We start from the raw sequence: 14,319 nt of genomic DNA, 5'->3' as shown, positions 1-14,319 counted from the left end.
CAGGCGGTTGTGCGCATGGCGCAGCAGGACGAAAAGCTCTTCAGCTATCTCAAGCGGGTCACCGCTGACCTCCAACAGACCAGGGAACGGCTGTCCGAGGTCGAGAACCGGGACCGCGAGCCCATCGCGGTCGTGGCGATGGCGTGCCGCTTTCCGGGCGGTGTCGACAGCCCGGAAGCACTGTGGAGCCTGGTGTCCTCGGGTGGTGACGCTATTTCGGCGTTCCCACAGGATCGTGGCTGGCCGCTCGACGAACTGTTCGGCGCCGACCAGGACGCGCCGGGCGCGTCCGGCGCGCGGGCCGGTGGATTCCTGCACGACGCGGCCGAATTCGATCCGGCGCCGTTCGGCATCTCGCCGCGCGAGGCGCTCGCGATGGACCCACAGCAGCGACTACTGCTCGAAACAACCTGGGAGACCTTCGAACGCGCGGGCATCGACCCGATGTCGTTGCACGGCAGCAAGACCGGCGTCTTCACCGGCGTCATGTACAACGACTACGGGGGCCGTTTCGAGCGAGTCCCGGACGAGGTGTCCGGGCACCTCGGTAACGGGAGTGCCGGCAGTATCGCCTCCGGCCGTATCTCCTACACCTTCGGCTTGGCGGGTCCGGCGGTCACCATCGATACGGCGTGCTCGTCGTCGCTGGTCGCGTTGCACCTGGCCGCGCAGGCGTTGCGCACCGGCGAGTGCACCATGGCACTCGCCGGTGGGGTGACCGTAATGTCGACTCCGCGCACATTCGTGGAGTTCAGCAGGCAGGGTGGACTCGCGCCCGACGGCCGCTGTAAAGCGTTCTCCGACAAAGCCGACGGCACCGGCTGGGGCGAGGGCGTCGGCCTGCTCTTGCTCGAACGCTTGTCCGACGCCCGGCGCAACGGCCACCCGGTGCTGGCGGTCCTGCGCGGCTCAGCGGTCAATCAAGACGGCGCGTCCAACGGACTCACCGCGCCCAACGGCCCTGCCCAGCAACGGGTTATCCGACAGGCCCTCACCAACGCCGGACTGCGACCGGCCGACGTGGACGCGGTGGAAGCCCACGGCACCGGAACACGACTCGGCGACCCGATCGAAGCCCAGGCGCTGATCGCCGCCTACGCCGCGGATCGCACGCATCCGCTCTGGGTGGGCTCGGTCAAATCGAATATCGGCCACACCCAAGCCGCCGCCGGTGTCGCAGGCATCATCAAAATGATCATGGCCATGCGCCACGGCACCCTGCCCCGCACCCTGCACATCGACCGACCCACCACCGAAGTCGACTGGCACACCGGCAAAATCGCGCTCCTCACCGAACACCAGCCCTGGCCCGACAACAACCGACCTCGCCGCGCAGGCGTCTCCTCCTTCGGCATCAGCGGCACCAACGCCCACATCATCCTCGAACAGGCCGAGGCGGCAGCGGACGCCGCGCCAGAGACCGCGGCACGTCCGGCACCGAAGTCCGTCCCGTGGGCGCTGTCGGCCACCACCGCGGCGGCCCTGCGTGCGCAGGCCCGCCGACTGATCACCCTCGACGATCCGGATCGCGATCCGGTCGACGTCGGCTGGTCCTTGGCTTCCGGGCGCGCGGCGCTGGCCAACCGCGCGGTCGTGGTCGGCGCCGACCGCGCCGGCCTACTCGCTGGACTGCGGGCACTGGCGGACGGGAACCCACACCCCGCGGTGATCGAGGGCACCGTCGATTCGACGGGCAAGATCGTGTTCGTCTTCCCCGGCCAGGGGTCGCAATGGGCGGGGATGGGCGCCGAACTCCTGGACGCCGCACCGGTTTTCGCCGAATCCATCGCCCGCTGCGAACACGCGCTCGCACCCTTCGTCGACTGGTCGCTCACCGACGTGCTGCGCACCGACCATTCGGCGCTGGAACGCGTCGAGGTGGTGCAGCCCGCCCTCTGGGCCATCATGGTCTCGCTCACCGAACTCTGGCGCACGCTCGGCGTCGAGCCGTCGGCCGTCATCGGCCACTCCCAAGGCGAGATCGCCGCCGCCACCGTCGCGGGGATTCTCACCATCGACGACGCCGCCCGCATCGTGGCGCTGCGCAGCAAGATCATCGCTCAGCACTTGGCCGGACACGGTGGCATGGCCGCCGTCGCGCTACCCGCCGAGGACGTCGAGCTCCTCCTCACCGAGCACCCCGACCTCGGCATCGCCGCCCGCAACGGAGCGCGGTCCACGGTTGTCAGCGGCTCCGCCCACGCCCTCGAAAACCTCTTGGCGACACTGGAAACGCAGGACGTCCGCACGCGCCGCATCCCGGTCGATTACGCCTCACACTCGGCGCACGTCGACGCCCTGCGCACCGAACTGATCTCCGCGCTTGCCCCGGTCCACCCGAGCGCCGGGCGCATTCCCTTCCACTCGACTGTCACCGGCACCCGGCTCGACGGCACCGAACTCACCGCCGACTACTGGTTCCGCAACCTCCGCCAGACCGTCCTGTTCCACCCCGTGGTCCAGTCCCTGCTGCCCACCCACACCACCTTCATCGAACCAAGCCCACACCCCGTCCTGACCGCGGCCATCCAGGAGTCCGCCGACACGGTGGTCGCGATCGGCACCCTGCACCGCAACGACGGCACACCCACGCGGCTACACGCCGCTGCGGCCGAGGCCTGGACCAACGGAATCGACGTCGACTGGACCGCGCAGTTGGTCGGCGCTCGTCGAATCCCCCTGCCCACCTACGCTTTTCAGCGCACCCGCTACTGGCTCGACGCACCGGCCCGCGCCATGACGGCCGACGACACCGCCGACGCGCAGTTCTGGCATGCGGTCGAGCACGAGGACCTCGAGGCGCTGGCGGCGATGCTGGCGGTCGGCGATCAGGACTCGCGGGACGTGCTGCGCCCGGCGCTGCCGCTGCTGTCGGATTGGCGGCGTGGCCGCGTTACGCGCGAGACCGTCGACCGGTGGCGGTACCAGATCACCTGGCGTCCACTGCCGACGTCGCGCACGGCGACGACATGCGGACGGGTTCTCGCCTTCGTCCCGGCCGAGCACACCGCGCACCCTGCGATCGCCGCCGCGCTGGCCGCACTGCCCGACGTCGTCCGAGTCCCGGTCGACGGCACGCTCGCACACGACTCGATCACCGCGCTGCTCACCGAACACCAACCGCGCCATGTGCTCTCGTTCCTCGCGTTCGACGCCGAGCCGGCCGCCGCTACCCTCGGGTTACTGCACGCGTGCGCCGACGCCGACCTGGCGGGCGTGCTGTGGTGCGTGACGTCCGGCGCGGTCGCCGTCGGGCGTGCGGACCGCCTTCGGGATCCGGATCAGGCCGCCGTCTGGGGCCTCGGCCAGGTGGCCGGCCTCGAATTCCCGCGCTGGTGGGGTGGTCTCGTCGACCTGCCCCCGGAGGTCGACGATCGGGCGGCCGCCAGGTTCGCGACGATCCTGGCGGGCGGCTGGGCCGAGGACCAACTCGCCGTGCGTGCCTCGGGTGTCTTCGCCCGGCGGTTGACCCGCGCCGCTGCCGGGGTCACCGAACGCTCGTGGACCACCGCGGGCGCCGCGCTCGTCACCGGCGGAACCGGCGCACTCGGCGGCCATGTCGCACGCTGGCTGGCCCAGGCAGGGGTGCGACACCTCGTGCTCACCAGCCGACGCGGTATCGACGCTCCCGGCACCCGCGAGTTGCAGGCCGAACTCGCAGCACTCGCTCCCGGCATTCGCGTCGATGTGGTGGCGTGTGACGTCGCCGACCGCACCGCACTGGACGAACTGCTCACCGGATTGGACCACCAGATCACCGCGGTGTTCCACACCGCGGGCGTCGGCACCACCGCGTCGCTGCCCGACACCGACCGCGCACTGCTGGCCCAGGCTTGGGCGGGTAAGGCACGCGGCGCCCGCAACCTCGACGACGCGTTCGCCGACACCCGACTGGACGCGTTCGTGCTGTTCTCCTCGGGCGCGGGCATCTGGGGCGGCAGCGGGCAGGGCGCCTACGCCGCCGCCAACGCCTACTTGGACGCGCTGGCCCAGGCTCGCCGCGACCGCGGCCTGCACGCCTTGGCCGTCGCGTGGGGGACATGGGGCGGTGACGGCATGGCCGCACAGGGCGCGGCCGAAGAGGTATTGCGCCGCAACGGTTTACCTGCCATGGCACCCGAGCTCGCCGTCGCGGCGCTGCGGCGGGCACTCGACGGCGACGACACTACCGTCACCGTCGCGAACATCGAATGGAGCACCTTCGCACCGGTGCTGAGCGCATCGCGGCGCCGCCCGCTCATCGATGACCTGGCCGAGGCGCGCTCCGCCCTGGACGAACCGCGCACTGCCGCAGCCGATTCGGGTGAGCGCAGCGCGCGGCAGCGGATAGCCGGACTCGCCGCCACCGAACGTCACCGGGTGCTGCTCGAGCTGGTGCGCGCGGAGGCGGCCACCGTGCTCGGGCACGCCACGCCGGACGCGGTGTCCGCGCGGGCCGCGTTCCGGGACCTCGGTGTCGACTCGCTCACCGCGGTCCAGCTGCGCAACCGCCTGCGGGCCGCGACCGGACTGGCGTTGCCCGCCACACTGGTCTTCGACCATCCGTCACCGGCCGCGCTGGCGAACCACCTGGCCCGGGAACTGTCCGGCGACGTCGCCGCCGCCCCGACGGTCGAGGCGGCGGCCGAGGACGACGATCCCGTGGTGATCGTCGCGATGAGCTGCCGGTTCCCCGGTGCCGTCGACTCGCCGGAGACCCTGTGGGAATTGGTGACTCGCGGCGACGACGCGGTCACGGAATTCCCCACCGATCGCGGCTGGGATGTCGACAGCATCTACGACCCTGACCTGTCCAGGCCCGGCACCACCTACGCCCGCGAAGGCGCCTTCGTCCCGGCCGCGGCGTTCGATGCCGCGCTCTTCGGGATCTCGCCTCGGGAAGCGATCGCGATGGATCCGCAGCAGCGGCTGCTGCTGGAGACCTCGTGGGAGGCGTTCGAACGGGCAGGCATCGCGGTGGATAGCTTGCGGGAGAGCCGAACCGGCGTATTCATCGGCGCTGCCACCTCGCACTACGGCACCGGTGCCGCCGCGCAGAACGCGGAGGGCTATCTGATCACGGGGACGGCGACGGCTGTTGTCTCCGGCCGCGTCTCCTACACCTTCGGCCTCGAAGGCCCCGCCGTCACCATCGACACCGCCTGTTCGTCGTCGCTGGTGGCGCTGCATCTGGCGGCGCAGTCGTTGCGTGCGGGAGAATGTTCGCTCGCCCTCGCGGGCGGCGTGACGGTGATGTCGACGCCCGCGGCGTTCGTGGAGTTCAGCCGCCAGCGCGGTCTGGCAGCCGACGGCCGCTGCAAGGCCTTCGCCGCCGCAGCGGACGGGACCGGATGGGGCGAGGGCGCCGGAGTGGTGCTGCTGGAACGGTTGTCGGACGCCCGACGGCACGGTCACCCCGTACTCGCCGTACTTCGGGGTTCGGCGGTCAATCAGGACGGCGCGTCCAACGGCCTCAGCGCGCCCAACGGCCCAGCGCAGCAGCGCGTCATCCGGCAAGCACTGGCGAACGCGGGCTTGCGGCCGGTGGAGGTCGACGCCGTGGAGGCACACGGCACCGGCACCCGCCTCGGCGATCCGATCGAGGCGCAGGCGTTGCTGGCCACCTACGGACAGGATCGCGACGAGCCGCTGTGGCTCGGCACGATCAAGTCGAACATCGGGCACACTCAATCCGCCGCCGGCGCCGCGGGTGTCATCAAGATGGTCATGGCCATGCGGTACGGCGTCCTGCCGCGCACCCTGCACGTCGACGAACCAACCCCGCACGTCGACTGGACGGCGGGCGCGGTCTCGCTGCTCGCCGAGGACCAACCGTGGCCCGACCGCGACCGGCCGCGTCGAGCGGGCGTCTCCGCGTTCGGTGTCAGCGGCACCAACGCGCATGTGATCCTCGAGCAGGCGCCCGAGCCGACGCCCGTCCCCACCACACAGGCGCCACCGCCGGTGGTTCCGTGGGTGCTGTCGGCCCGGGACAAGGTGGCCCTGTCCGCACTGGCAACCCGGGTCGCCGATCGGATCGGCACGGATACCGACGTGCTCGATCTCGGATACTCCCTCGCGACTTCGCGTGCCGCTCTAGATGAGCGGATGGTGCTCGTCGCCGGCGACGCGGCCGAACGCGCGCACGCGCTGCGGTCGTTCGCCAACGGATCGACCGCACCGGGGGTGATCACCGGTCGCGCCGCGGAAGGCGGGGTGGCGGTGGTGTTCTCCGGCCAAGGCACCCAACGCCTCGGCATGGGCCGCGAGCTCTACGACACCTACCCCGTCTACGCCGAAGCCTTCGACACCGTCTGCGCCGAACTCGACCAGCACCTCACACAACCCTTGCGCGACATCGTCTTCGGCGAGGATCCCGCACTACTCGACCAGACCCGACACGCCCAACCAGCACTGTTCGCACTACAACTCGCCCTCTACCGGCTCTGGGAACACTGGGGCGTCGCCCCCGCGGTGCTCGCCGGGCACTCCATCGGCGAGATCACTGCGGCACACATCGCGGGTGTCTTCAGCCTCCCCCACGCCGCCACCCTCATCGCCCACCGCGGCAGCTTGATGCAATCGCTCCCCGGCGGCGGCGCCATGGTCGCCGTCGACACCACCGAGCACGACATTCTCCCCCGCCTGCTCGGCTACGAGGATCGCGTCGGCATCGCCGCCATCAACGGCCCGAATTCCCTTGTGCTGTCCGGAGAACACGCCGCGCTCACCGAGATCATCGGCCGGCTCGACGGGCACCGGACCAAGTGGCTACGCGTCTCACACGCCTTCCACTCCCCCTTGATGGACCCCATCCTCGACCGATTCCGCGACACCATCACCGGACTGGAGCTGCGCGCACCCGTCCTGCCGATGATCTCCACTGTCACCGGCGAGCCTGTCGACGCAACCACCCTCACCGACCCGGAACACTGGATCCGCCACGCCCGCGACACCGTCCGCTTCGCCGACGCCATCAGCACCATCGCGACCCGGGAACCGGCCATCCACCTGGAGATCGGCCCCACGCGCTCGCTGCTCCCGCACCTGCCCGCCGCAGCCGTGGCGAGCCTGCGTACCGAGCAACCAGAACCACACGCTCTCGCGAGTGCCCTCGCCCGGCTGATCGCCTGCGGCGCGAACCCGAACTGGCACAACTACTTCGCCGACACGGGCGCACATACCACGCCCCTGCCGACCTACCCCTTCCAGCACAAGCACTACTGGCTCGAGCAGGAGGAGCCGTCGCACGGTGCGGCGGTTCGGCCGGACGCCGCCGAGTCTCGATTCTGGGATGCGATCGAACGGTCGGATCTGCCTGCGCTGTCGCGGGAACTGGCCAGCGAGGACCACGAGACGCTGGCGGCCGCATTGCCCGTGCTCGCGGGCTGGCGCCGCCGCAAACACGAACAGTCGGTAGTGGATTCCTGGCGCTACCGCGTCACGTGGACACCACTCACCACCGTCGCGCGCGAGCTCTCGGGCACCTGGGGCGTCGTGGTACCCGAGTCCGCCCACGACGACGCGGACGTGCTCGCCGTGATTGCCGCCTTGCGTGCCGCAGGCGCGCAGGTGCTGGTCGGACAGGCCGGTGACCTCGGCGACGGCTCCGGGCTCGCCGCAGTGGTGTCGCTGCTCGCCTTCGACGAGGAACCCGACCACCGGCATTTGATGCTGTCGCGCGGGCTCACCGCGACCGTTGCGCTGGCGCAAGCGTTGCAGCGCAATGGGTTCGGTGCTCCCCTGTGGTGCCTTACCCGCGGCGCGGCCGCGATCGGCCGTGCCGAACGGCTGCACTCGCCCGCACAGGCCCAGTTCTGGGGCATGGGGCGCGCCGTCGCGTTGGAGTGGCCGCAGGGCTGGGGCGGGCTCATCGATCTGCCCCCGACGCTCGACGACCGCACACTCACCCGCCTGCCCGCGCTGCTGGCCGATCCCGCGGGTGAGGACCAGCTCGCGGTGCGGGCCTCGGGCGTGTTCGCCGCTCGGCTCACCCACGCACCGCAGCCCGCTGCCGCCGCCGCGCCGTGGCAGCCGCGGGGCACCATCCTGATCACCGGTGGCACCGGCGCGCTCGGTGCGCACGTTGCCCGCCTGCTGGCCCGCCGCGGGGCCGAGCAGCTACTGCTCGTCAGCCGCCGGGGCCCCGCGGCACCGGGCTCGGCCGAATTGACGGCCGAGCTGTCGGCACTCGGCGCGACGGTGACCACCCGGGCCTGCGACGTGGCCGACCGGGCGTCCGTCGCGGAACTGCTTGCGACCGTGCCGGATCACACGCCGTTGACCGCCGTGGTGCACACCGCCGGTGTCGGCCAGCTGACGCCGCTGTCCGATCTCGGGCTCGACGAGTTCGCCGAGATCGTGCGGGGCAAGACCGCGGGCGCGGCTCATCTCGACGCACTCACCGCCGACCGCAAGCTGGACGCCTTCGTCCTGTTCTCTTCTGTGTCCGGCGTATGGGGCACCGGCGGGCAGGCCGCCTACGGCGCGGCCAACGCCTATCTCGACGCGCTCGCGCGGCATCGCCGCGATCGCGGGCTCGTCGCGACATCGGTGGCCTGGGGCCCGTGGGCCGAAGCAGGCATGGCCGAGGGCGAATCCGGCGAGCACATGCGTCGCCGCGGCGTGATCCCGCTCTCGCCCGACCTCGCCGTCGCGGCGCTGGAGCAGGCGGTCCGCGACGACGAGCCCTGCTCGACCATCGCGGATGTGCACTGGCCGGATTTTCTGCCGCTGTTCGTCTCCGCCCGGCCGAGCGGGCTGCTGGCCGACCTGCCTGCGGCCCGGGCACTGCTCGATGGGCGCGCGGTGTCCGAAAGCGCAGCGCGGCACCCTCTTTCCGCGCTCGACAGCGCGGCACGACGAACGCACCTGCACGAGCTCGTCAACGCGCAAGTGGCGGCCGTGCTCGGGCACACCGACGACGGCGAGGTCGAGCTCGACCGAGCGTTCCGTGACCTCGGCTTCGACTCACTGACCGCCGTGGAGCTGCGCGACCGCCTCGGCGCGGCACTCGGCATCACCCTGCCCGCCACCACGGTCTTCGATCATCCGAGCCCGGCCAGGCTGGTCGCCCATCTCAGCTCGCTGTTCGCCGACGAGTCGCAGGCCGAACTCGGCACGACAGGCATGGAGTCGGACGAGCCGCTGGCCATCGTCGCCCTCGGCTGTCGCTTCCCCGGCGGCGTTCGCGGCCCGGAAGATCTGTGGGAGTTGACGCTGGCCGGCCGCGACGCGGTCGCCGACTTCCCGACCGATCGCGGATGGGACCTCGGCGCGCTGCTGGAATCGGCGGACGGCGCACACGGCAGCAGCACGGCCACCCGCGGTGGTTTCCTGGACGGGGCAGCGGATTTCGACGCGGCGTTCTTCGGGATCTCGCCGCGCGAGGCGCTCGCGATGGACCCACAGCAGCGACTACTGCTCGAAACAACCTGGGAGACCTTCGAACGCGCGGGCATCGACCCCCTGTCGTTGCGCGGCAGCAAGACCGGCGTGTTCGTTGGCGGAAACAGCCAGGACTACGTCTCGTTGCTACAGAACGGAGCCAACGGCACCGAGGGGTATCTGCTCACCGGCAACACCACCAGTGTGGCGTCGGGGCGTATTTCTTACACCTTCGGCCTCGAAGGCCCCGCCGTCACCATCGACACCGCATGCTCGTCGTCGCTGGTCGCCTTGCACCTGGCCGCACAGGCGTTGCGCAACGGTGAATGCACCATGGCACTCGCCGGCGGGGTCACCGTGATGCCGACACCCACCACCTTCACCGAATTCAGCCGACAGGGCGGGCTCTCCCCCGACGGCCGCTGCAAAGCGTTCTCCAGCACCGCCGACGGCACCGGCTGGGCCGAGGGCGTCGGCCTGCTGCTCGTCGAACGTCTCTCCGAGGCGCGACGCAACGGCCATCCCGTCCTGGCGATCCTGCGCGGTTCAGCGGTCAATCAGGACGGCGCGTCCAACGGGCTCACCGCACCCAACGGTCTCGCCCAGCAACGCGTCATCCGCCAAGCGCTCACCAATGCCGGCCTGCAACCCGCGGAGGTGGACGCCGTCGAAGCCCACGGCACCGGAACACGACTCGGCGACCCCATCGAAGCCCAAGCACTCCTGGCCACCTACGGACAAGAACGAGACCAACCACTCTGGCTCGGCTCGATCAAATCCAACATCGGCCACACCCAAGCCGCCGCAGGCGCCGCAGGCATCATCAAAATGATCATGGCCATCCGCCACGGCACCCTGCCCCGCACCCTGCACATCGACCAACCCACACCCCACGTCGACTGGACCGCGGGCGCCATCTCCCTACTCACCGAGAATCAAAGCTGGCCTGCGGTCGACCGGCCCCGCCGGGCGGGCGTCTCCGCGTTCGGCGTCAGCGGCACCAACGCCCACATCATCCTCGAACAGGCCCCTGCCCCTGTCGAATCCGACGCACCACGGCCCGCGCCGGTCCCGGTGCCGTGGGTGCTGTCGGGGCGGGACGAGGCCGCGCTGCGCGCGCAGGCGGACCAGTTGGCGCGCTGGCTCGACGCCGACGCCGACCCCTCGATGCTGGATATCGCGTACTCGCTCGCCACCACCCGCCATTCGTTCGAACACCGCGCGGTGCTGCTCGGCGGCAATCTCGCGGAGCGCAGGCGCACGTTGTCCGCGGTGGCCGCCGGAGAGGTCCCGCCAGGGGTGTTCACCGGTCGCGGCACGAGCAGTGGTGTGGCGATGGTGTTCTCGGGCCAAGGCTCCCAGCGCCTGGGCATGGGCCGCGAACTGTACGACACCTATCCCGTGTACGCCGCGGCCGTCGATGCCGCCTGCGCCGCCGTCGAGCTGCCACATCCGTTGCGCGACGCGGTGTTCGGCGACGACGCGGCACTGCTGGACCGCACCCGCTACACCCAACCTGCACTGTTCGCCGTGCAGGTCGCGCTCTACCGGCTGTGGGAAAGCTGGGGCGTCACACCGACGGTGGTGGCCGGGCACTCGATCGGCGAGATCGCGGCCGCGCACGTCGCGGGTGTCCTCACGCTCACCGATGCGGCCGCCCTCGTCAGTGCCCGCGGCAGGCTCATGCAGTCGCTGCCCGCGGGCGGCGCCATGGTCGCCATCGAGACGACCGAACACGAGATCACGCCACTGCTCGACGAATTCGCGGACGAGGTGGGACTCGCCGCCGTCAACGGCCCGCATTCCCTTGTCCTGTCGGGTGCGCACGGCGCGCTCGCCACCATTACCGACCGCTTGCCCGGGCGACGCACCCATTGGTTACGCGTCTCCCACGCGTTCCACTCGCCGTTGATGGATCCGATCCTCGACGAGTTCCGCGATGTCCTCGCGCGGCTGACGTACTCCGCGCCGACGGTGCCGTTCATCTCCACCGTCACCGGCGGCCCCGTCGACGCGGCGACCCTGGCCGACCCCGAGTACTGGGTCCGGCACGCCCGCGCCACGGTGCGCTTCGCCGAGGCCATGGCGCGCACCACCGCGTCGGCCTATCTGGAGATCGGCCCGGATGCCGCGCTGGTTCCGCATCTGCCCGGCACGGCGATCCCGTCTTTGCACCGCAAACAGGGTGACATCGAGGCGATCACCGTCGCGCTGGCGCGGCTCGTCACGAGTGGGGTCGACCCCGACTGGCACGGCTACTTCGCCGGGGCAGGCGCACGTCGAGTTGCCCTGCCCCCCTATGCCTTCCAGCGCACCCGCTACTGGCCGAACGTCACCGCCGTACCCGGGCGGGCGGACTCCGATCATCCGCTGCTGGCCGCGCGCCTGGAACTCGCGAATACCGGCGGTGTCGTGCTCACCGCTCGGTTGTCCCTCGCCGCTCACCCCTGGCTGGCCGACCACAACATCGCGGGCACGGTGGTGTTTCCCGGCACCGGGTTCGTGGAGCTCGTGCTGCAGGCCGCGCAGGCGGCCGGACTGCGCGGTCTACGGGAGCTCACCCTGGAGAACCCGTTGACGCTGCCGGAGACCGGCGCCATCGACGTGCAGATCGCGGTGGCCGAGCCGGACGCCGACGGCCGCCGCGGCGTCAGCGTCCACTCTCGACTCGACGCACCGGGCGAAGCGTGGCAGCCGCACGCCACCGGCGTCCTGGACGCCGCGCCCGTCACCGAACCGTCGTGGTCGCTCGAGACCTGGCCGCCGCCCGGCGCGGTCGAGCTGTCCGTCGAGGACGTCTACCCGCGATTCGCTACGGCCGGGGTCGATTACGGGCCGCTGTTCCAGGGCCTGCGCGCCGCGTGGCGGGTCGGTGAGGACGTGGCCGTCGAGGTGGCGTTCCCGCCGGACGAGGGGCATCGCGCGGACGGGTTCGACCTGCATCCGGCGCTGCTGGACGCCGTACTGCACGGCGTCGGCGTCGGCCGGATGTTCGGCGAGGACGGCCAAGCGCGCCTGCCGTTCTCTTGGTCCGGCGTGACCGTGCACGCCGCCGGTTCGCCGGTGGCGCGGGCCCGGCTCTCGCCCAAGGGTGAGGATGCCGTGGCGCTGCTGGTCGCCGATGCCATGGGCAGGCCCATTGCCGAGGTCGAGCGCCTCACCATGCGCAAGATCGCTCCGGAGCAGTTCGCGGGCGCCGGACGGTCGATGTTCGTTCCGTCCTGGCCCGTGTTGGAAACACCAAGGGCAACCGCGGTTTTCACCGACATCGACGACGAGAACGGCCCTGCGGACGCCACGCACGTGCTGCTGCGGACGAACCATGGACACGACCCGCACCCCGACGTCGCGCTGACCGCGGTGACGGAGGTACTGCACACCATCCAGTCCTTCGCCGACGATCGCACGCTCGTGGTCGTGACCTCGAACGCGGTGGCGGTGGACGGCGAGCCCTCGCCCGCGGGGGCGGCGGTGTGGGGCCTGGCCCGCACGGCACAGGTCGAGCAACCGGGCCGTCTGCTCTTGGTGGACATCGATGACGACGAGCGGTCGTTGGCCGCGTTGCCACACGCGCTGACCTGCGACGAGCCGCAGATGGTGCTGCGCGGCGGCCGGATTCACGTGCCCCGCCTCGTTTCCGCACCCGCCACCGCATCGGCAGGTCCGGACTGGAGCTCAGGCACCGTCCTGATCACCGGCGCGTCCGGCGCACTGGGCACCCTCATCGCACAGCATCTCGTCGACGTACACGGCGTCCGTGAGCTGGTGCTGCTCAGCCGCGGCGGTAACGCACCGGAACCCGAGGGCGCCGCCGTCACCCAGTTCGCCTGCGATCTCACCGATCCGCGGCAGATCGCCGCCGTGCTCGACACGATCCCGCGGGACCGTCCGCTCGCCATCGTGCACGGTGCGGGCGCGCTGGACGACGCGACGATCGAGCACCAGACGCCGGAGCATCTGCACCGAAGCTTCGCACCCAAAGCCACCGCCGCCTGGCACCTCCACCAACTCACCACACACCACAACACCACCCTCATCCTCTTCTCCTCCGCCGCAGCAACACTCGGCTCCCCCGGACAAGCCAACTACGCAGCAGCCAACGCCTACCTCGACGCCCTCGCCCACCACCGCACCACCACCGGACACCCCACCACCAGCATCGCCTGGGGACTCTGGAACACCGGCATGGCGAGCAGGTTGAGCACCTCCGATCGGCGGCGGCTCGCTGCCACCGGTCTCGCGCCGATCACCGAAGCGGACGGACTCGCGCTCTTCGACGCCGCGGTGACCGGTGGCCAACCGGTCGTCGTACCGCTGCCGGTGAACCGGGCGGTGCTGCGCCGACGCGCGCTGGACGACCGGCTCCCCGTTGTGCTCCGCGATCTGGTTCCGAGATCGGCTCGCCCGGCCACCACCTCGGCCGGGCCGCGCCACGCCCTCGCCGACACCCTGCGCGGGCTGCCCGCGCACGAGCAACGCCAGCGGATCGAGCAGTTGATCCGCAGCCGTGTCGCCGCGGTGCTCGGTCACGGCTCGGCCGAGGCGGTCGAGATGGACCAGCCCTTCACCGAGCTCGGCTTCGACTCGCTGATGGCCGTCGAACTGCGCGGTGCCCTGGACACCGCGACGGGCTTGCGCCTGCCCGCGACGCTGGTCTTCGACCACCCCACCCCCGCCGCGCTGCAGGAGCATCTGTCCAGCACGCTGCTGGCCGCCGAATCCGCGACGGCGGAATCACTTTTCGCCGAGATCGACCGGCTGGCAGCGAATCTCGCGCACCTCGAACCGCAGCACGCGGCCAGGGCGCGTAGCAGGCTGCGGTCCCTGCTCGACGCACGGGAGCACACCGCGACCGACAACGGCAACGGCGACGTATTGGCCAACGCAAATCTGGACGAGGTCTTCGACATCATCGACGACGAGCTCGGCCTGTCCTGACGAGAGTGACGTGAC

General features: G+C 71.0%; 1 protein-coding gene. It reads left to right on the top strand.

What is annotated here, in order from left to right; translation table 11 throughout:
* The first annotated feature begins 15 nt into the window (after positions 1 to 15).
* A complete protein-coding gene (locus tag ACIHA7_RS08100; protein WP_397286929.1) occupies positions 16 to 14,304 on the top strand; it encodes a type I polyketide synthase in 14,289 nt (4,762 codons plus the stop codon).
* The last annotated feature ends 15 nt before the right edge of the window (positions 14,305 to 14,319 follow it).

This window comes from Nocardia sp. NPDC052316, assembly GCF_044547795.1.
Lineage (GTDB): Bacteria > Actinomycetota > Actinomycetes > Mycobacteriales > Mycobacteriaceae > Nocardia.
The sequence above is the reverse complement of the archived record's forward strand: the minus strand, read 5'-3'. Positions and strand labels throughout refer to the sequence as shown.

Coding starts and splice junctions, on each gene's coding strand:
- ACIHA7_RS08100 (WP_397286929.1), top strand. CDS start 16: ATGGCGCAGCAGGACGAAAAGCTCTTCAGCTATCTCAAGCGGGTCACC.